The 18,235-nt window shown below is 71.3% G+C and carries 19 protein-coding genes and 1 riboswitch; of the genes, 4 read left to right on the top strand and 15 right to left on the bottom strand.

Annotated features, from left to right (window positions below):
- Nucleotides 1-34: 34 nt before the first annotated feature.
- Genes VES41_RS23750 through VES41_RS23805 form a run of 12 tightly spaced genes read right to left on the bottom strand, consistent with a single transcriptional unit; the run spans nt 35 to nt 11,592 of the window.
- Nucleotides 35-583, bottom strand: coding sequence for a histidine phosphatase family protein (locus VES41_RS23750; protein ID WP_324822266.1), 549 nt, complete (start codon nt 581-583; stop codon nt 35-37).
- Entirely contained in the window at nt 580-1,374 is a 795-nt protein-coding gene (gene cobS, locus VES41_RS23755; protein WP_324822268.1) for an adenosylcobinamide-GDP ribazoletransferase, read from the bottom strand. Before cobS ends, VES41_RS23750 begins: the two co-directional genes overlap by 4 nt.
- The gene (gene cobT / locus VES41_RS23760) at nt 1,371-2,444 is read right to left on the bottom strand and encodes a nicotinate-nucleotide--dimethylbenzimidazole phosphoribosyltransferase (RefSeq protein WP_324822272.1); all 1,074 of its coding nucleotides are present in this window, start codon (nt 2,442-2,444) and stop codon (nt 1,371-1,373) included. Before cobT ends, cobS begins: the two co-directional genes overlap by 4 nt.
- Entirely contained in the window at nt 2,441-3,916 is a 1,476-nt protein-coding gene (locus tag VES41_RS23765; protein ID WP_324822275.1) for a cobyric acid synthase, read from the bottom strand. Before VES41_RS23765 ends, cobT begins: the two co-directional genes overlap by 4 nt.
- A gap of 22 nt (nt 3,917-3,938) precedes the next feature.
- Nucleotides 3,939-4,919 (bottom strand): aminotransferase class I/II-fold pyridoxal phosphate-dependent enzyme, encoded by a 981-nt coding sequence (locus tag VES41_RS23770; protein WP_324822278.1) that lies wholly within the window; start codon nt 4,917-4,919, stop codon nt 3,939-3,941.
- Nucleotides 4,916-5,884 (bottom strand): adenosylcobinamide-phosphate synthase CbiB, encoded by a 969-nt coding sequence (gene cbiB, locus VES41_RS23775; protein WP_324822281.1) that lies wholly within the window; start codon nt 5,882-5,884, stop codon nt 4,916-4,918. Before cbiB ends, VES41_RS23770 begins: the two co-directional genes overlap by 4 nt.
- Nucleotides 5,885-5,895: 11 nt before the next feature.
- Nucleotides 5,896-6,465, bottom strand: coding sequence for a cob(I)yrinic acid a,c-diamide adenosyltransferase (gene cobO / locus VES41_RS23780; protein ID WP_324822284.1), 570 nt, complete (start codon nt 6,463-6,465; stop codon nt 5,896-5,898).
- 19 nt (nt 6,466-6,484) lie between these two features.
- Nucleotides 6,485-7,252 (bottom strand): ABC transporter ATP-binding protein, encoded by a 768-nt coding sequence (locus VES41_RS23785; RefSeq protein ID WP_324822287.1) that lies wholly within the window; start codon nt 7,250-7,252, stop codon nt 6,485-6,487.
- Entirely contained in the window at nt 7,249-8,226 is a 978-nt protein-coding gene (locus VES41_RS23790; RefSeq protein WP_324822289.1) for an iron ABC transporter permease, read from the bottom strand. The genes VES41_RS23785 and VES41_RS23790 overlap by 4 nt, the downstream gene beginning before the upstream one ends.
- A complete protein-coding gene (locus tag VES41_RS23795) occupies nt 8,223-9,083 on the bottom strand; it encodes a helical backbone metal receptor (RefSeq protein WP_324822292.1) in 861 nt (286 codons plus the stop codon). The genes VES41_RS23790 and VES41_RS23795 overlap by 4 nt, the downstream gene beginning before the upstream one ends.
- Nucleotides 9,080-9,697 (bottom strand): bifunctional adenosylcobinamide kinase/adenosylcobinamide-phosphate guanylyltransferase, encoded by a 618-nt coding sequence (locus VES41_RS23800; RefSeq protein WP_324822295.1) that lies wholly within the window; start codon nt 9,695-9,697, stop codon nt 9,080-9,082. Before VES41_RS23800 ends, VES41_RS23795 begins: the two co-directional genes overlap by 4 nt.
- On the bottom strand, nt 9,679-11,592 hold the full coding sequence (locus VES41_RS23805; RefSeq protein ID WP_324822298.1) for a TonB-dependent receptor domain-containing protein: 1,914 nt from the start codon (nt 11,590-11,592) through the stop codon (nt 9,679-9,681). Before VES41_RS23805 ends, VES41_RS23800 begins: the two co-directional genes overlap by 19 nt.
- A gap of 79 nt (nt 11,593-11,671) precedes the next feature.
- Nucleotides 11,672-11,922: riboswitch (cobalamin riboswitch) on the bottom strand.
- Nucleotides 11,923-11,963: 41 nt separating this feature from the next.
- On the opposite strand from VES41_RS23805, the gene VES41_RS23810 reads away from it, so the two are divergent.
- The 4 genes from VES41_RS23810 to VES41_RS23825 all read left to right on the top strand — a co-directional run bounded on the left by VES41_RS23810 (nt 11,964) and on the right by VES41_RS23825 (nt 14,370).
- Nucleotides 11,964-12,188: a DUF904 domain-containing protein gene (locus VES41_RS23810; protein ID WP_324822300.1), complete on the top strand. Its 225-nt coding sequence runs from the start codon at nt 11,964-11,966 to the stop codon at nt 12,186-12,188.
- Nucleotides 12,185-12,520: a cell division protein ZapA gene (locus tag VES41_RS23815; RefSeq protein WP_324822303.1), complete on the top strand. Its 336-nt coding sequence runs from the start codon at nt 12,185-12,187 to the stop codon at nt 12,518-12,520. Before VES41_RS23810 ends, VES41_RS23815 begins: the two co-directional genes overlap by 4 nt.
- 505 nt (nt 12,521-13,025) lie before the next feature.
- Nucleotides 13,026-13,841, top strand: a complete 816-nt coding sequence (locus tag VES41_RS23820) for a sulfite exporter TauE/SafE family protein (RefSeq protein ID WP_324822306.1) — start codon at nt 13,026-13,028, stop codon at nt 13,839-13,841.
- Between the two features lie 103 nt (nt 13,842-13,944).
- The gene (locus VES41_RS23825; protein ID WP_324822308.1) at nt 13,945-14,370 is read left to right on the top strand and encodes a universal stress protein; all 426 of its coding nucleotides are present in this window, start codon (nt 13,945-13,947) and stop codon (nt 14,368-14,370) included.
- Nucleotides 14,371-14,410: 40 nt separating this feature from the next.
- On the opposite strand, the gene VES41_RS23830 is transcribed toward VES41_RS23825, so the two are convergent.
- From VES41_RS23830 to VES41_RS23840, 3 genes are read right to left on the bottom strand one after another with little or no spacing between them, the layout of a single operon-like run.
- Nucleotides 14,411-15,952 carry a malonyl-CoA synthase gene (locus VES41_RS23830; RefSeq protein WP_324822311.1) on the bottom strand — a complete coding sequence of 514 codons (1,542 nt, stop codon included), beginning with the start codon at nt 15,950-15,952 and terminating at the stop codon, nt 14,411-14,413.
- Nucleotides 15,953-15,999: 47 nt separating this feature from the next.
- Complete coding sequence (locus VES41_RS23835; RefSeq protein WP_324822578.1) at nt 16,000-16,800, bottom strand: enoyl-CoA hydratase/isomerase family protein; 801 nt, start codon at nt 16,798-16,800, stop codon at nt 16,000-16,002.
- Between the two features lie 32 nt (nt 16,801-16,832).
- Nucleotides 16,833-18,233: a malonyl-CoA decarboxylase gene (locus VES41_RS23840; protein WP_324822581.1), complete on the bottom strand. Its 1,401-nt coding sequence runs from the start codon at nt 18,231-18,233 to the stop codon at nt 16,833-16,835.
- Nucleotides 18,234-18,235 lie beyond the last annotated feature (2 nt).

Here is an 18,235-nt window from a genome sequence, read left to right on the forward strand (position 1 = left end):
CGCACATCGACGCCAGCCAGCTTTGCGGCCGGCTCTACGCGCCGAGCACGATCAGCTCGCCCCAGCCGATGGCCCGCGCCGGCCACCGGTCGGCGCGCTGCACCCGGCGCTGGCCGGCCTGCAGCAGCAGGGCCGCGCGCATCACGCCGGCATGCGTGACCCACAGCGCCGGCTGCCCGCCCGCCTGCCATGCGTCGTACGCCGCGCCCACCCGCGCCATGAGGCCGGCGGTGCTTTCGCCGCTGCCGCCGGCCCGGGCGCCGGCGAAGTCGCGGGTCCAGGCATCGATCTCGGCGCGGTCGATGTCGCACCAGGCGCGGCCCTCCCAGGCGCCGAAGTCCATTTCGGCGATGCGCGCATCGGTGTGCAGGCGCAGGTCCGGGCGCAATGCCTGCAGCGCCTGCGCCAGCATCAGGCAGCGCGCGCGCGGCGAGCTCACCAGCGCCAGCGCATGCGGCAGCGCCGGCGCCACGCGCGCAGCGATCTCGCCGGCAGGCGGCACCAGCGCCGGCACGTCGGCGCGGCCATAGCAGTGGTTCGGCGGGCAGTCCACCGGGCCATGGCGCAGCAACCAGAGCGTCACGCCAGCTGCACCGCCAGGCCGAGGTAGAGCGCCACCTCGCACAGCTGCTGGGTCGCGCCCAGCGCGTCGCCGGTGAAGCCCGCCAGGCGCCGGCGGAGGAGCCGCAGCATCCAGGCCACCACCGCCAGCGCCAGCAGCATGGCGCCGAGCACGTTTTCCACCGGCTGCGTGGCCACCAGCAGCGCAAGCGCCGGCAAGGCCCAGCACAGCGCCACCACCAGCGACCCGGCGCTCACCGCGTCGGCCATCGGCTTGGCCTTGCCGCCCTCCCCGCCCACGTACGGCAGGCTGCGCATCAGCGCCAGCGGCGCGAAGCGCGACAGCACATGCGCGGCCAGCAGGCCGGCCAGCGCGGCCGACTCGTCCTGGTCGGCCAAGGCCGCCAGAAGCGCCACCTTCAGGCCGACCGTCAGCACCATCGCCAGCGCGCCGAAGCTGCCGATGCGCGAGTCCTTCATGATCTCCAGCGCACGCTCGCGTTCGGCCGAGCCGCCCAGACCATCGATCATGTCGGTCAGGCCGTCCTCGTGGAAGGCGCCGGTCAGCCACACCGTGGCGGCCAGGCCGAGCAGCGCGGCCGCCAGCGCGCCGGCCTCGCCAGGCAGCAGCAGCAGGCCGGCCCACATGACGGCCGTGCCGACCGCGCCGACGATCCAGCCCACCCCGGGGAAATGGCCGGCACTGGCGCGCAGCATGTCCGGCTCGAAGCCGACCCACCGCGCCAGCGAGCCGGTGATCGGAATGCGCGTGAAGAACTGCAGGGCCACCAGGAAATGGCGCAGGCCTGTCATGGCGACGACCCCGCCTGCGCGCTCTGGCGCGACACGCCGGCCGAATCGAAGCTGGCCATCTCGCGCGCAATGGCGCAGGCGGACATCAGCAGCGGCCAGGCCAGCGCCGCGCCGGAACCTTCGCCCAGCCGCAGGTCGAGCCGCAGCAACGGCGACAGTCCCAGCTGCCTGAGCAGCAGCGCATGTCCCGGCTCGGCAGATTCGTGCGCGGCCACGCAGCGCTGCGCCACGCGCGGTTCGAGCGCGTGCGCCACCAACACGGCAGCAGCGGTGATGAAGCCGTCGACCACGATCACCCGGCGCTGGTGCGCCGCCTCCAGCACCACGCCCACCAGCGTGGCGATCTCGAATCCGCCGAAGGCGGCCAGCACTTCCAGCGGCGCACGCGCCTGGGCGTGGCGCGCCAGCACCTGGCCGAGCAGGTCGCGCTTGTGCCGCAGGCCGGCGGCATCCAGCCCGGTGCCGGGGCCGACGCATTGCGCCAGGTCCAGATCGGCCAGGCGCGCCAGGATCAGCGCGGCCGACGAGCTGTTGCCAATGCCCATCTCGCCCAGCAACACGGCGTTGCCCGGCAGGCCACGCACGATCTCCCGGCCGTTGCGGATCGCGTCGGCGCATTGCTGCGCCGTCATGGCGCTGCCCAGGGACGCATCCGCGGTTCCGGCGGCGATCTTGCGCACCAGCAGGCCCGGCTGCGCCTCGAAATCGCGGCGCACGCCGCAATCGACCACGGTCAGCGCCAGCCCGTGCTGGCGCGCCAGCACGCCGACCGCCGCCCCGCCCGCGAGGAAGTTGTGCACCATCTGCCAGGTGACGTCGGCCGGATAGGCCGAGACGCCGCGCGCCGCCAGCCCGTGGTCGCCGGCGCACACCAGCATCTGCGGCTGGGCGAGCACCGGCCGCACCTGCCCCAGCACCTGCGCGATGCGCAGGGCCAGTGCCTCCAGGCGGCCGAGCGAGCCGACCGGCTTGGTCTTGTTGTCGAGCACGGCCAGCACCTCGGCGGTGAAGGCGGCGTCGTGCAGATCCGCGATCGCGGGAATGAGCGGATCGCTACTACTGTCGTTCATGTCTTGACTGGTTGGATGAGCCCGGCCAGGACGCCGGGCGCGAAATATCGGTCCACATAGTCGGCCAGGCCTTCGAACACGCTGTCCAGGGTCGGCACGCCGGCGCCAAACAGGGCGCGCAGCACGCGATCATCCTCGAACAGGCCATGCACGTAGCAGCCCATGACGTTGCCGGCCGCGTTGGACCAGCCCAGGCCCGCGGGCAGCACCTGCCGCGGCACGTCGCCGGCCGCGACCAGCGACGGATGCGGCGCCGTCTGCCCGTGGTGGATCTCGTAGCCGGCCACCGGCACGCCGGACAGTGCGGACCACGGACCGGGCAACCCGTCCGCGAAGCGCGAGTGGCACCGCCGCAGCGTCTTGTCCGGCTCGAACACCGTCACCAGCGGCAGCAGGCCGAGGCCGGCGGCATTGCCGTCGATGCCGTGCGGGTCGACCAGCGCCTCGCCCAGCATCTGCAGTCCGCCGCAGATGCCCAGGACCGCGCCGCCGGCGCCGGCATGCGCCGCGATGGCCGCATCCAGCCCCTGGGCGCGCAGCCAGCCCAGGTCGGCGCTGGTGGCCTTGGAGCCGGGCAGGATGATCGTGTCGGCACCCTGCAACTGCGCCGGGGTGCGGGCCCAGCGCAGCCGCACGCCCGGCAGGCGCCGCAGCGGCTGGAATTCGTCGAGGTTGCTGATGCGCGGATAGGCGACCACGGCGACCGTGCGCGCCGCGTCCGCCGCCGGCCCGGCAGCCGCGGGTTCGCCGCCCTCGTACAGGCCGTCTTCCTCCGGCAGGCCGTGCGCCCACCACATCGGCAGGGTCGCCACCGTGGGCACGCCGGTCATTCGCTCCAGCTCCTGCGGCGCCGGCGCCAGCAGCGCGGCATCGCCGCGGAAGCGGTTGAGCACGAAGCCGGCCAGCCGCGCGCGGTCCTCTGGCGGCAGCAGCGACCAGGTGCCGAACAGATGCGCGAAAGCGCCACCGCGGTCGATGTCGGTCACGAGCAGGCAGCGCGCATCCGCATGCCGCGCCACGCGCAGGTTGACGATGTCCGACGCCATCAGGTTGATCTCGGCCGGCGAGCCGGCGCCCTCGATGACGACCACGTCGTTCTCGGCGCGCAGCGCGTCGAGCGACTGCGCGATCGTCGGCCAGACCCGCTCGCTGCGAGCGCGCCACGGCGTGTCGGCCAGGGCGGAGTCGACGCGGCCGAGCAGCACCACCTGGCTGCGCGTATCCGCCTCCGGCTTGAGCAGCAGCGGATTCATCCGCACGTCGGGCTCGGCACGCGCGGCCAGCGCCTGGAAGTACTGGGCGCTGCCGATCTCGCCGCCCGCCACCACGCGGGCGTTGTTGCTCATGTTCTGCGCCTTGAACGGCGCCACCTTCAGGCCGCGCCGTGCATACCAGCGGCACAGGGCCGTGGCCAGCCAGCTCTTGCCGGCACCGCTGGTGGTGCCCAGGACCATGACGCATCGGGAATTCATGCGGCGAGTGTGACCTGAATCGTCATGGTTGCAGGGTCCGCAGCGCAGCGTGCAGGGCCGCCTGCGACGGCGGCTGCAGCGCGTTCAGCCGCACGTGGCCCGGCATGCCGAGCGGGCCGGCGTCGCGCAGCTTGATGCCATGCGCCGCGCGCAACGTGTCCAGCAGCCACGGGATGTCGGCCGTCGCCGGCCGGGCGCAGAAGAAAGGGGTCTCGCCGGGCAGGCATTGCCAGCCGAGGGATTCGCAGACCGCGATCTGCTGCTGCTTCCACGCGCGCAGGCGCTCGAGGCTGCTCGCGAGCCAACGCTGTACGCCGGCATCTGTCCACTGCTCCAGCAGTGCAACGCCGTGCGCACCGATCGGCCACGACGGCATGAGCGCCGCCAGCCTGGCGCCCAGGGCCGACGCCTGCGGATGGTCGGGCGCAATGGCGTAGGCCGCGCGCACGCCGGTCAGGCCCAGCGCCTTGTTCGGCGTCCACAGCTGCCACGCCTGCGGCAGCATCAGGGACGTGCCGGCCAGGCGCAGCGGGGCATAGGCACGGTCGATGACGAGCACCGCATGTGCAGCCGCTTCCGGCGGCGCGCTCGCCGCCTGGCCACTCGGGCTGCCGGGGTCGCACAGCCACACCAGATCGGCCTCGCGAGCCGGCACCAGCGCCATGCCGTGCGCCGTGGCCACGCGCGCGTAGTCCGCATAGCCGGGCCGCGGCACGGCGACCGTCCTGCCCCCGCTGCACAGCACGGCGGCTGTCATGCGCGCGATGAATTCGCTGGCGCTGGCCGCTAGGTGAATGCGCGCCACCGCCACACCATGAAAGGCGGCCAGGCGCGCACGCAATCGCACGTAGGCCGGATCGGGATAGCGCGCGGCGTCGGCCGCGACGACGGCCGCCAGCGCCTGCGGGCAGGGGCCGCAGGCATTGGCATTGGTCGAGAAGTCATGGGCCGGCACGCCCAGCGCGTCCGGCCCGCCATGCGCAAGGGCATCCTGCGCCGTCATGCCGTGTCCCCGGCGGCCGCCGCCACGGCCAGTGCCAAGGCTGCGCTGACCAGCGCGGCCAAGGCCACCACGCGCCCGGCCAGTCGCAGCGCACGCGCGGTGTCCTGCGGCACGGGCGGCCGGCCGGCGCGATTGAACGCGTAGGCGCCAGGCTTGGCCAGCCGCACGTCAAGCAGCAATGCCATGGCCGCCATCGGCCAGCCGCCGTTGGGCGAAGGTGCCAGCCGAGCCTGGGCGCGCAGCCCATGCGGCCAGCGCCGGCCGGCCAGTGCGAGCAGCACCGCGGTGATGCGCGCCGGCAGCCATGACAGCACGTCGTCGGCGCGCGCCGCGAACTTGCCGGCCCATTCCCAGACACGCCCGGCGCGCGCGCCGCGGTAGCCCCACATGGCATCGGCCGTGTTGGCGAACCGATAGAGCGCTGCGCCCGGTAAGCCGGCCAGCGCGTACCAGAAGAGTGGCGCCACGAGCGAATCGTTGAGGTTCTCGGCCAGCGACTCGATCGCGCTTTCGCGCACCTGGCCCTCGTCGAGCCGCGCGACGTCGCGGCTGACCAGCGCGCCCAGGCGCGAGCGTCCGGCGTCCAGCGAACCGGCCAATGCGTGTTCGACCGCGAGCACTTCGTCGTGCAGCATCTGCCAGGCCAGCATGGGCTTGAGCAGCACGCCGGCCAATACGGCGGCGCACCATGGAGGAAGGCCGGCAAGCAGCGCCTGTGCGGCCAGCGCGACCGCCACGACCGCGCAGGCGCCCGCGGCCCAGGCCAACGCCCCGCAGGCGAACGAGCGGACGTCCCGGGCAGGCGCCGTTCCGTCCGGCGGCGCAATGCGCCGGCCTGCCCAACCCAGAAAGCGCCCCATCCAGACGACCGGATGCCAGCGCGCCGGCGGCTCGCCGAAGGCGCGGTCGACGGCCAGTGCCACGCACGGCGCCAGCACGGCGGTCCATGGGTCGTGCGCAATCATCACACGCGCGTTCAGTCCTCGATGCCGCGCTGCGCAGGAACACCCGCCTTGAAGGCATGCTTGACCATCTGCATCTCGGTCACCGTATCGGCCAGGTCGATCAGCTCGGCCGGCGCGCGCCGGCCCGTCAAGGCCACGTGCACGTCGCGCGGGCGCTCGCGCAGGGTCTGCAGGACGTCGTCGAGCGGCAGCCAGCCATAGATGAGCGGATAGGTGATCTCGTCGAGCACGACCAGGAAGAGTTCGCCCGACAGGATCGCGGCGCGAGCGCGCTGCCACCCCTCGCGCGCGAGCCCGGCCGACCGCTCCAGGTCCTGGCTCTTCCAGCTGAACCCGTCGCCGAGCCCCTCGATCGGAATGCCGATCTGCTCGAACATGCGGTGCTCGCCGAAGCGCGCGGTCGGCACCTTCATGAACTGGTAGATCTTCACGGCCTTTCCGCGGCCGTGGGCGCGCAGCGCGAGCCCGAACGCGGCCGTGCTCTTTCCCTTGCCGTCGCCGGTATTGACGATGACCAGGCCGCGGCGCTCGCCTTCGGGCTTGTCGTAGGGCTTGGCGGTCGGAGGATTTTCGACTTGCATGTCGCGGGGTTCCTGTCGGTTACTTCGGCAGCACGACCCATTGGCCGGCCACCTGGTGAAGGGCAATGCGCTGCTCGAAGACGTCCACCAGTGCCTGGCGGCAAGCGGCGTCGTCGGTGCGGCCGTGGTGCACCACCCGCCCGTGCGCCAGCACCAGCAGCTCGTCGGCCTGCAGCGCCATGCCGAGCTCGTGGAGCACGCTGACGACCGTGCGGCCGTCCCGTACGAGTTGCCTGACGCTGAGCAGCCAGTCGGCCTGGTGCGGCGCATCAAGGTTGGCCAGCGGCTCGTCCATCAACAGGACCTGCGACCGCACCGCCAGCGCGCGCGCCAGCAGCACCCGCTGGCGCTCGCCGCCGGAGAGTTGGCCGAGCGGGCGCTCGCGCCAATCCCAGCTCTGCGTCTGGCGCATCGCGTCTTCCACTGCCGCACGATCGGACGGGCCCGGGGCGCCCAGCCACGACTGGTGCGGCAGGCGCCCCAGCATGACGACGTCCTGCGCCAGCAAGTCCTCGGCGCCGCCTTCGTTCTGGCCCAGCCATGCCAGGGCGCGGGCGCGCGCCTTGCCGCCCCACTGGTTCATGTCGCGGCCCAGCAAGTGCACCCTGCCCTGCGCCGACGGCAACAGGTGCGCCAGCGTCTTGAGCAAGGTGGTCTTGCCGGCGCCGTTGGGCCCGACCACCGCGGTCCAGCGTCCGCCGGGCACGGCGAGCCGCGGCACGTCGAGGATGCACCGGCCATGCACGGTGACCCGCAGGGCCTGCGCTTCGAGCACGCTGGCCGTCACAGCCTTCTCCGATGCATGAGCCACAGCAGGTAGCCGCCGCCGAGCAGCGCCGTCACGCCGCCCACCGGCAACTCCTGCGGCGCCAGCAGCCAGCGCGCCAGCACGTCCGCCGCAAGCAGCAGCGCGCCCCCCATCAGCGCGGCCAGGAAGACCAGCCAGCCGTGCGTCGGCTTGACGATGCCGCGCACCAGGTGCGGCGCCACCAATCCGACGAACGCCACCAGTCCGACCTGCGCCACCGCCGCGCCGGTGGCCAGCGCCAGCGCCGCCACCAGTGCCAGCCGCACCCAGGGCAAGGCGATGCCCAGGCTCAGCGCACTGGCCTCGCCCAGGGCCAGGGCATCGAGCGCGCGTGCCAGCCCGATGGCGGGCAGCAGGCAGACCAGCAGCGCGCCGCCGAGCAGAGCGACGCTGGGCCAGCCCAGAAACGCGGTGGTGCCCAGGATGAACGCCTGCATGGCACGCATGATGTCGGGCACCCACAGCACCACCATCGCCGCGGTGGCGCCCAGCACCATGCTCACGACCACGCCGGCCAGCAGCAGGCGCAGCGTCTGCTGCACGCCGCGCGCGAGCGACAGCGTGACGGCAACCGCCAGCAGCGCGCCGACGAAGGCGGCGCCGGTCGTGCCCAGGCGGGCGGCCCATCCGCCGCTGCCGGGCGAAGCGCCCAACGCCACCAGCAGCAGCGACACGCCCAGGTTGGCGCCGGACGCACTGCCCAGGAGGTAGGGGTCGGCCAGCGGATTGCGGAACAGGCCCTGGGCCAGCGCGCCGCCCAGGCCCAGCAGCGCGCCGGCCAGCCAGGCGCCGAGCGTGCGCGGAAGGCGGATGTCGCGCACGATCTGCATCGCTGTGGCGTCGCCAGCCATCTGGCGCAGGCTTTCGAGGCCGGTGCTGCCGATGCACAGGCCGAGCACCGCCAGGGCCGCGCTGAGCAATCCGATGACCAGCGCGAATCCTGCCCTCGTCACGGGAAGTACTTTTCCAGGCAGGCGGCCATGATCCGGGCGGCCTCGACCATGCGCGGCCCCGGCCGCACCAGCACGTCGCCCTCGGCGGCGCTGAACACGCAGACGCGCCGGTTGCGCACCGCGTCGATGCCGTCCCAGCCGGGCCGCGCCGCCAGGTCGACCGCGTTGCGGTCGCCCATCATGATGAGCTGCGGATCGGCGCGCACCACGAATTCCGGATTGAGCTTGGGAAAGGGGCCGAGCGCAGCCGGCACGATGTTGACGGCGCCCAGCCGTGCCAGCGTCTCGCCGATGAACGACGACTCGCCCGCCGCGTAGGGGCCGCTGTTGACCTCGAAATAGACGCGCTTGCCGTGCGCACGCTGCGGCAGTTGCGCGGCGGCATCGCTGACGCCCGCGTCCAGGCGCTGCCAGAGTGCACGGGCCTGCGGCTCGCGGCCGAGCAGCTGGCCGACCTTGCCGAGCACCCGCTGCACGTCCTTCATCGACTTGGGCTCGAGCGCGACGACGCGCAGCCCGAGGTTCTCCAGGCGGCCGCTGACGCGCGCGGAAGTGGCCAGCAGCACCACGTCGGGCCGCAGCGCGACGATGCGTTCGACGTTGGCGTCCTCCAGGCCGCCGACGTGCGGGAGCTTGTGAACCTGCTCGGGCCAGTTGGAGAAGTCGTCGACGCCGACCAGGCGATCGCACGCATCCAGCGCGCACACCGTCTCGGTCAGCGAAGGCAGCAGCGAGACGATGCGCCGCGGCGGCGCGTCGAACGCCACCTCGACGCCCCGGTCGTCGACAAGCCCGGCCGCACACGCCGCGAGTGCCCACCAGCACAGCGCCAGTCCGGCGAGGACGCGCCCGATCATGGCACCTCCTTGATGGCCAGCGGCAGGCCCGCCACCATCAGCGTGACGCGTTCGCAAGCCGCCGCCACGCGCTGGTTGAGCAGGCCCAGCGCATCGACGAACGCGCGTACCTCGCGGCCGAGCGGAATCACGCCCAGGCCGATCTCGTTGCCGACCAGGACGACCGGGCCGCGCGCGTCGCGCAGTGCCAGCACAAGGTCGTCGATGGCGGCGTCGCCGCCTGCCTCGCTGCGCTGAGCGGCGTCGGCAAGGTCATGCGGCATCAGCAACTGGGTCAGCCAGAGCGTCAGGCAGTCGACCAGCACCAGCGTGCCCGGCGCTTCGTGCGCGCGCAACGCATCGGCAAGGCGCACCGGAACCTCCAGCGTCTCGAGGCCGGGCACGCGCTGCGCCCGCTCGGCGCGGTGCCGCGCGATTCGCTGGCGCATCTCGTCGTCATGCGCCAGCCCGGTCGCCAGCAGCACCGCGCGGTGCGCCGGCGAAAGCGCAAGCCACTGCGCGGCCAGCGACTCGCCGCGCCGCGACTTGCCGCTCTTCTGGCCGCCCAGGATCAGCTCGCGCCGCACCGGGACGGCGCCGGAAAGGTCGTTTCGGATCAGAACCTCGGACTCCACTTGACGCCCACGTAGAAGACCCGGCCGGCCGTGGCATAGCCAGGCACCAGCTCGTAGTCCTTGTCGGTGACATTGTCCAGCCGGACCAGCAGGTCCAGGCCGCGGCCGATCGGCCGGGCCAGGCTGAGGTTCAGCAAGGTGTAGCCGCCCAGCGTCTGCGTGTTGTCCGCGTCGGCGTAGCGCTGGCCCGAAGCCACGACCTCGCCACCGAGCAGCCATTCGCCCAGTCGCCAGTCGGCGCCCAGCGTGCCGTACTGGCGGGCGCGCCGCACCAGCATCTTGTCGGTCTCGAGGTCGCGCGGGTCCTGCCAGTCGAACGAACCGCGCAGCGACACGTTGCCGATGCGATGAGTGGCGGTGAGCGTCACCCCTTCGTACTGCGCGCGGCCGACGTTGCCGTAGCAGCCGAAGGGCGACTGGCAGGCGGTCGAGGCGTAGTCGAAGTCGATCAGATTGCGCACGCGGTTGCGGTAGACGGTCATGGCCACGCTGCTCGCGTCCTGCGCCCAGCGCAGGCCGGCTTCGTAGTTGGTGCTTTCCTCGGGCTGAAGGCTGGCGACGCCGTATTCGCTGAAGCGCTGGTAGAGCGTCGGCGCGCGGAAGGCGGTGCCGGCCGACACGGTCGCGCGCCAGGCCGGCGTGAACGCGAAGCCGTAGGCGGCGCTGCCGGTGGTGTTGCCGCCGAACTCGCTGTCGTCGTCATGGCGCGCATTCAGCTGCAGCGTGTGCGGCCCCTGCTGGAAGCCGTAGCCCAGCGCGACGCCGTCCTGCCCGCGCTTGCCGGTCACGCCCGGGCTGGCGAAGGGGCCGATGCCCGGTGCGTTGTCCAGCTGGTCCTCGCGCCGCTCCAGGTCGGCGGTCAGGCGATGCGGGCCAAACTGCAGCTCGTTCTGGAACAGGTAGCCGCGCTGGCGCGTCTCGGTCTGGTAGAAGTTCGGCGTGCTGCGGTAGAGGTTGTAGCTGTCGGTGATGGCCAGGTTGGTGCGGTAGTTGTCCGTCCACTGCGAGCGCCAGTTGATGCCCGCGGTGCGAAGCTTGTGATGGTTGCGGTCGTCCACCGGGTTGGCCGGGTCGTAGCCGTAGTCGTCGTAGTCGGAGTCCATCACGTTGCCCAGCAACGTGCCCTCGATGCGCTGGCGCGCATTGATCTGCAGGCCCAGGCGCAGGTTGCCCGAGGTGGTTTCGTAGCCGTCGTCGTCCGGGTCGAACCCTGGCGTGGTGGTGGCGTTGAAGCCCCGGCTGCGCTCGGTGGCGACGCCCAGCGAATAGTCGACGGCGCCGCTCGCGCCGCTGACGCCGGCCTCGGCCTTGAACAGTCCGCGGCTGCCGCCGCCGACGCCCACGTAGGGCGCCACGCCCGGCTCCCCCTTGCGGGTGAACAGCTGGATCACGCCGCCGATGGCGTCGGAGCCATAGACTGCCGCGGCCGGACCGCGCACGACCTCGATGCGGTCGATCTGCGCCAGCGGAATGGACTCCCAAGGCGCGCCGCCGACCGACTGCGAATCCACCCGCACGCCGTCGATGAAGACGGCGGAGAAGCGCGTCTCGGTGCCGCGCAGGAAAACGCTGGTCGTGCTGCCCGGCCCGCCGTTGCGGGCGATCTGGATGCCCTGGACCCGGGACAGCACGTCGGCCACGCTGTTGGCGCCGCTGCGCTCGATGGTGTCGCGGTCGATCACCGAGATGTCGGCCAGCGTGTCCGACAGCCGCTGCTCGACCCGTCCGGCGGTGACCACGGTCTCGGGCAGCGTCGGCGCGGCAGCGCGCGCGGGGGTCTGCGCCAGCACGGCGCCGCTGGCGGCCGCCAGGCCGGTACAGACAAGCAGGGGACGCGCGAGCGCGCGGACGCGTCGGTGCGAAGCGGCACCGGTGCGGAGGGGACGTTGATTCATCGTGAACCCGAAAACAAGAACCCGATCCGGCCTCCCCGCCGGATGTGTGGGCGTCAAATGAGCAGCACTGCACCAGGTGCAGCGGCTCGCCTCGTTGGCCGGTATCCGGGCTGACAGCCCTCCCGCCGCCTTCCCAGGCGCCTGTTTCAGGGCACCCAGTGGCTGATTGGCGGGAGTGGAGAACGCACGCATGGCGTGCGCTTCCTGCTGCTTGACCGTTGCGGGGGCAGCGCAGGCTGGCCTGGCCGTGGACACGGCGCGGACCTCCTGCTTCCCGTTGAACTGCGCCGCGTGAACCACGGCGCGAGCACCAACGCGGCCGATTCTAAGGCCCGGCACGCCACGGCCGCAGCCCCATACAATGCGCTTCCATGTCTGTCGCCAGCCCCATCGACCAGATCGCCGAACGCGTCGAGCGCCTCCTGGTTCGCCATGAAGAGTTGCAGCGCACCAATGTGCTGCTGCAGGAGCAGGTCGACGCGCTCGCGCGTGAGCGCGACGCGCTCAAGTCCCGGCTGGCCGCAGCGCGAACCCGCATCGAGGCCATGCTCGAGAAGCTGCCGGCCGATGACGCGACACCCCAGGGCCCGGCATGAATCACATCGAAGTACAGATCATGGGACAGAGCTACATGCTCGGTTGTCCCGAAGGCGGAGAGGCCCAGTTGCGCGCGGCGGTCGAGCGTGTGGACGCGGCCATGAACAAGATCCGCGATGCCGGCAAGGTCAAGGCGCGCGACCGCATCGCGGTGCTGGCCTCGCTCAACCTGGCCTTCGAGCTGGCGCAGTTGCAGCGCGCTGCCGACAAGCCTGCGCCCGCCCCAGCGCCGGCACCGCTGCCCGGCTCCGTCGACGAGGCCGACCCCCGCCTCGCGCAGCTGGTGCAGCGCCTCGACCAGGTGCTGGCGGGCGACGGGCATCTTCTCTGACAAGGTTGTGCGCCAGCGGCGCGCGCGCGGCGCGGCCTTCGGCGTAAAATCGACCCTGTCTGCGGTGCGCGTCGGGCTTTATATTTCCTTGAACCAATGCTCTATGGAGCCCGGGCTTGGTAAATTGCTTGGCGGGCGTGATCATCTCGCGTCAGATGAACCCGAAGCCCTGCTGCCCTCGCCCACCTGAACCCTGCGTTCAGGATGACGGTCCGGCGGCATTCGCAGACACCTTTTTCCGCTTCGGCGCGGCGCAACACGCGACCCGGCGCCACGCCCGAAGCCGTTGCAGCGGCAGCCCTGGGTTAACCCTTGGGCATTGCCCGAAGGCCCGGTAAACTCTCGGCCTGTTGCTTCCAGAACCATAGCGCCGAACCGGCATTGCTGCCGGCACGCGGCGCTGTCGCTTCAGCGCCCCGGCGCGCAACTCCCCTTCACGGCCACTGCCCCGCTCCCCGGGGCGGTCGGCTTTTCCGTTGTCTACCCGTCCGACCTCACGTTTCCTATGCTCAGCCCATTGATCGTTCTTGAACTCGCCGCACTGGGTATCGGGGCAGGTTTCCTGGCCGGACTGCTGGGTATCGGCGGGGGCATGGTGATGGTGCCCTTCATCACCATCATCATGACCGAGGTCGGCGTGGATCCCGGGCTGGCGGTGAAGATGGCGATCGCCACGTCGATGGCCACCATCATGTTCACCTCGATCTCCAGCGTGCGCGCGCACCACAAGCGCGGCGCCGTGCGCTGGGACATCGTGCGGCGCCTGGCACCCGGCATCATCGGCGGGGCGCTGGTGGCCAGCATGGGCGTGTTCGCCCTGCTCAAGGGCGCCTGGCTGGCCGTGCTGTTCGCGGTGTTCGTCGCCTTCTCCGCCACTCAGATGTTCCTGGACCGCAAGCCGCCGCCGTCGCGCCAGATGCCGGGCACCGCCGGGCAGCTCGGCGCGGGCGGCACCATCGGCTTCATGTCGGGGCTGGTGGGCGCCGGCGGCGGATTCATCAGCGTTCCTTTCATGGCCTGGTGCAACGTGCCCATCCACAACGCGGTCGCCACCAGCGCCGCGCTGGGATTCCCGATCGCGGTGGCGAACGTGGTGGGCTACGTCATCGCCGGCAACGCGGCGACCGGCTTGCCGCCGGCCTCGTTCGGCTACATCTGGCTGCCGGCGCTGGCCGTGATCGCGCTGTGCAGCGTGATGACCGCGCCGCTGGGCGCCAAGGCCGCGCACGCACTGCCGGTGACCCGGCTCAAGCGGATCTTCGCCAGCATCCTGTACGCGCTGGCGGCCTACATGCTCTGGAAGGGGCTGTCCGGCCGCTGATGCCCCGACGGCCGCGCAGGTCATCCGGCTTGCACGCGTGCGTGTTGAATAAGATGCCACGCACCGGCGGCCCGGCGCCGCTCCAATCAAGAGAGGCACGCTCATGAAGATCATCCTTGCCGTCGACGGCAGTGCGTTCACCACCAAGGCGCTCGACTACGTGGCGGCCAACCGCGCCATGTTCGTCGATGGCCACGAGTTGATCGTCGTGCACGCCTGCGCCGGCGTACCCAGCCACGTCACGCGCCACGTCAGCAAGGAAGTGGTGCAGGACTACTACCGCGAAGAGCAGGAAAAGGTGCTCGAGCCGGCCCGCAAGCTGCTGGCCGAGCGCGGCATCGAGAACTTCCGCATCGATGCGCGCCACGGCCACGCGGCCGAGCAGATCATCGCGGCGGCCAAGGAAAACGCCGCCGGCCTGATCGTCATGGGCACACATGGCCACGGCATCATCGGCCGCGCGCTGATGGGTTCGGTGGCGACCAAGGTGGTGGCGGAAAGCTCCACCGCGGTGCTGCTGGTCGTCTAGGGCCCGCCCATGCGTCCGGCGTGTGCCGGACCCGGCCGCCTCAACCTGCGAACAGCTGCTTGTGCTGCTCGCGCAGCAGCGCCTTCTGCACCTTGCCCATGGTGTTGCGCGGCAGTTCGTCGACCACGAAGCAGCGCTTCGGAATCTTGAAGTTGGCCAGTCGCGCCTTGAGTTCGCGCACGATGGCGTCAGCGTCGAGCGTGGCACCGGCGCGCGCAATGACGATGGCCACGCCGACCTCGCCGAAGTCCGGATGCGGCACGCCCACCAGGGCGCTCTCGGCCACGCCGGGCAGTTCGTTGATGAAGGCCTCCACCTCCGCCGGGTAGACGTTGTAGCCGCCGCTGATGATGAGGTCCTTGCTGCGGCCCACGATGGTCACGTAGCCCAGCGAATCCACCTTCCCGACGTCGCCGGTCTTGAAGTAGGCGTCGGCGGTGAACTCCTCCTTCGTCTTCTCGGGCATGCGCCAGTAGCCGGCAAAGACATTGGGGCCGCGAACCTGGATGTTGCCGATCTCGCCGGTCGGCAGGTCCTGGCCCTGGTCGTCGCGCACCCGCAGCGAGACACCCGGCAGCGGAAAGCCCACCGTGCCGCCGCGCCGCTCGCCCTGCGCCGGCTCGTACGGGTTGGAGGTGAGCATCACCGTCTCGCTCATGCCGTAGCGCTCCAGGATGGTGTGGCCGGTGCGCTCGCGCCATTCGTTGAAGGTCTCGATCAGCAGCGGCGCCGAGCCCGAGACGAACAGCCGCATGTTGCCGGCGTTGCGGCGATCGAGCGCCGGCTCGGCCAGCATGCGCACGTAGAGCGTGGGCACGCCCATGAACACGCTCGCCTCGGGCATGCGTTCGATCACCCGCTTCGGGTCGAACTTCGACATCCAGATCATCTTGCTGCCGTTGAGCAGCGCGCCGTGGATGGCGACGAACAGGCCGTGCACGTGAAAGATGGGCAGCGCGTGGATCAGCACGTCGCCCTCGGTCCAGCCCCAGTAGTCCTTGAGCACCAAGGCGTTGGACAACAGGTTGCCATGGGTGAGCATGGCCCCCTTGCTGCGGCCCGTGGTGCCGCTGGTGTAGAGGATGGCGGCCAGGTCGTCGGCCTTCCTGCGCGCCGGCACATGGCGGTCGCGGCAACGGGCGGCCGCTTGGAGCAGCGTGCCGGTGCGATCGTCGTCCAGCGTGAAGACGTGCGCGGTGCCGGCCGCCTGCGCGATCGGCCGCACCCACGCCTCGTTGCGCGACGTGCACACCACGACCGCCGGCTCGGCATTGCCGATGAAGTACTCGATCTCGGCGCTCTGGTAGGCCGTGTTGAGCGGCAGAAACACATAGCCCGCGCGCAGCGTGCCGAGATACAACAGCATGGCCTCGACCGACTTCTCGACCTGCACCGCGATTCGCGCGCCGGGCTCCAGGCGCAGCGAATCGAGCAGGTTGGCGATCATGGCGCTGGCGCGCTCGAGGTCGCGCCAGCTGTATTTCAGGCCGTCATCGGTTTCGACGGCGACGGCGTCCAGGTCGGCCGGAAAGGCGGCGCGCAGGGCCACGAACAGGTTGGTGTTGTCTTGTGTTTTCTTCATGACGCGATCGACGGGAAGGAAGTACGCACCGCCTTGCGGCGGCGCGATCAGAAACGGGGTGGGCGCTTGTCCAGAAAGGCGCCGACGCCCTCGCGGTGCTCCGGGCTGTCAGCATAGCCATACGCGCCTTCGAGCAATTCGGGCGCAACCCGGGTGGCCGCGAGCAGGCGCAGGTTGCGCTTGTTGGCGCGCGCCGCCAACGGCGCGAGTTCGGCGATGCGGCCGGCGCAGGCCTGCGCCGCAGCAGCCACCTGCGCATCGGGCAGCACGCGCAGCAGGAACCCGGCTTGCAGCAGGCGTTCGGCCGTATGCACGCCGGCGCAAAAGAGCATGTCGCGCACCAGCGCGTCGCCGACCGCAGCGTGCACCAGCGCAGCCTCACGCGGCGCCATGGGAAAGCCCAGCCTGGCGATCGGCGCGCCGAACCGGCTGCCTTCGCCTGCCAGGCGGATGTCGCAGCAGCTCGCGATCTCCAGGCCGGCGCCCATGCACGCGCCTTCGATCGCCGCGACCACCGGCACCGGGCATTCGAGGATGGCGTGCAGCGCGCCCCACACCTGCACCTCGTGGAAGTGCGCCAGTTGTGCCTCGTCGAAGCGGAAGCCGGGGTATTCGGAGATGTCGCCACCGGCGCAGAAGCTGCCGCCCTCCCCGCGCAAGACCACGCAGCGCAGGTCGGCGTCGGCATTGAGCGACTCGAACGCCGCGCGCAGGGCCAGCCACATGCTGCGCGTCATGGCATTGAGGCGCGGCAGGTTCGACAGGGTGACGGTGGCGAGCGCGCCGTGCCGCTCGAGGCGGATGTCCGGCACGGCCGCGGTTTCCCCGGGCCCTTGCGCGGGCGGCATTCGCGCCTGTGATTGCGTCGACATGCTCCGCCTCAGCCGCGCAGGCCGTCGATCTCGCGCGAGACCGGCACCCTTCCCTGCGCCAGCAGCGCGCGATGCTTGTCCAGGCGCTTGAGGTCGTACAGGTAGTTGACCATCAGGCCATAGGATTGCTTGAGGCCCTTGGCGGACGGGTCGCCGCCCCAGTTGAGGCGCTCCACGCGGGCGCCGTTGCCCAGGTGGAAGCGCGCCACCGGGTCGACCGGCTGCCCGTCCTTGAGCTCGGCGCCGAGGTAGCGGGCGCAGGCACGCATCAGCCACTGGCGAACCGGCGAGCGGGCTTCCAGCGCCAGCGGCTGCTCGGCGGCGCGCAGCACAGCTGCGGCGTCGACGTCGGGCTGGCCGATGGCACGACCGAGCTCGGCGCGGCGCTTGTCGTCGGTGGCCTCCAGCAAGGCGGCGGCATTCTTGGCCAGCCAGCCGCGGAAGCCCGGGACGGGCGAGAGCGTGGCGAAGACCTTCAGCTTGGGAAACTCGCTCGAGAGCGTCTCCACGACGCGCTTGATCAGGGAATCGCCGAAGCTCACGCCGCGCAGCCCCACTTGCGTGCTGCTGATGGAATAGAAGATGGCGGTGGTGGCACGCGACAGGTCGCCCGCCGCGGCCGCTTCGTCCAGCAGCGGCGTGATGCCGTCGCTGATGTGGTCGAGCAACGCCACCTCGACGAAGATCAGCGGCTCGTTGGGCAGGCGCGGGTGGAAGAAGCCGTAGCAGCGGCGGTCGCTGTCGAGCCGGTTCTTCACGTCGGACCAGCTGCGGATGTCGTGCACCGCCTCGTAGCGGATCAGCTTCTCGATGAGCGACGCCGGCGAATCCCAGCTGATGCGCCGCAGGTCGAGAAAGGCGACGTCGAACCAGGTCGAGAAAAGGTGCTCGAGCTCGGCCTCCAGCGCCACCAGGCGCGTGTCCTCCCGCAGGTGCGGCAGCAGTTCGGCGCGCAGATCGATCAGGAAGCGCATGCCCGGCTCGGCCACTGCGAAGCGCTGCAGCAGCCGGGCACGCGGCGAGACCAGCGCCCGGCGCAGTCGCACCTCGGCCTGGCCGGACTCCCCGCCGCGGCTGACCGCCGCGTCGTACTGGGCACGGGCGGCCTGGATTCTGGCGGCGTCGGGCGCGAAACGTTCGCTCATCAGCAGCCACACGTCGCGCCGCTCGTCGGCCGACAGCGTGGCGTACCACTGCGCCACCTCCGCGGCACGGCGGCCAGCCTCGACTTCGCTCAGGCGCGCATCGACGATGGCCTGCATGTCGGCCAACGCCTTTCGCAGCGCGCGGGGCGACAGCGCCTCGCCGGGCCTGCGCAAGGTGGCTTCCATGCGCTCTTCCATCGAGCGTGGCGCGCGCGCACCGCTGCGCATGCTGTCGGCCAGGTTGCGCATGCTGTTGCCGGTCATGG

It is taken from the genome of Variovorax sp., from assembly GCF_035634955.1.
Taxonomy (GTDB): Bacteria; Pseudomonadota; Gammaproteobacteria; order Burkholderiales; family Burkholderiaceae_C; genus Variovorax.

What these genes read in the sequence shown, in the direction of transcription:
- VES41_RS23810 (WP_324822300.1), top strand. Translation starts at nt 11,964, where the DNA reads ATGTCTGTCGCCAGCCCCATCGACCAGATCGCCGAACGCGTCGAGCGC.
- VES41_RS23825 (WP_324822308.1), top strand. Translation starts at nt 13,945, where the DNA reads ATGAAGATCATCCTTGCCGTCGACGGCAGTGCGTTCACCACCAAGGCG.
- cobT (WP_324822272.1), bottom strand. Translation starts at nt 2,444, where the DNA reads ATGAACGACAGTAGTAGCGATCCGCTCATTCCCGCGATCGCGGATCTG.
- VES41_RS23770 (WP_324822278.1), bottom strand. Translation starts at nt 4,919, where the DNA reads ATGACGGCGCAGGATGCCCTTGCGCATGGCGGGCCGGACGCGCTGGGC.
- VES41_RS23830 (WP_324822311.1), bottom strand. Translation starts at nt 15,952, where the DNA reads ATGAAGAAAACACAAGACAACACCAACCTGTTCGTGGCCCTGCGCGCC.
- VES41_RS23765 (WP_324822275.1), bottom strand. Translation starts at nt 3,916, where the DNA reads ATGAATTCCCGATGCGTCATGGTCCTGGGCACCACCAGCGGTGCCGGC.
- VES41_RS23805 (WP_324822298.1), bottom strand. Translation starts at nt 11,592, where the DNA reads ATGAATCAACGTCCCCTCCGCACCGGTGCCGCTTCGCACCGACGCGTC.
- VES41_RS23820 (WP_324822306.1), top strand. Translation starts at nt 13,026, where the DNA reads ATGCTCAGCCCATTGATCGTTCTTGAACTCGCCGCACTGGGTATCGGG.
- VES41_RS23840 (WP_324822581.1), bottom strand. Translation starts at nt 18,233, where the DNA reads ATGACCGGCAACAGCATGCGCAACCTGGCCGACAGCATGCGCAGCGGT.
- VES41_RS23835 (WP_324822578.1), bottom strand. Translation starts at nt 16,800, where the DNA reads ATGCCGCCCGCGCAAGGGCCCGGGGAAACCGCGGCCGTGCCGGACATC.
- VES41_RS23795 (WP_324822292.1), bottom strand. Translation starts at nt 9,083, where the DNA reads ATGATCGGGCGCGTCCTCGCCGGACTGGCGCTGTGCTGGTGGGCACTC.
- VES41_RS23815 (WP_324822303.1), top strand. Translation starts at nt 12,185, where the DNA reads ATGAATCACATCGAAGTACAGATCATGGGACAGAGCTACATGCTCGGT.
- cobS (WP_324822268.1), bottom strand. Translation starts at nt 1,374, where the DNA reads ATGACAGGCCTGCGCCATTTCCTGGTGGCCCTGCAGTTCTTCACGCGC.
- cbiB (WP_324822281.1), bottom strand. Translation starts at nt 5,884, where the DNA reads ATGATTGCGCACGACCCATGGACCGCCGTGCTGGCGCCGTGCGTGGCA.
- cobO (WP_324822284.1), bottom strand. Translation starts at nt 6,465, where the DNA reads ATGCAAGTCGAAAATCCTCCGACCGCCAAGCCCTACGACAAGCCCGAA.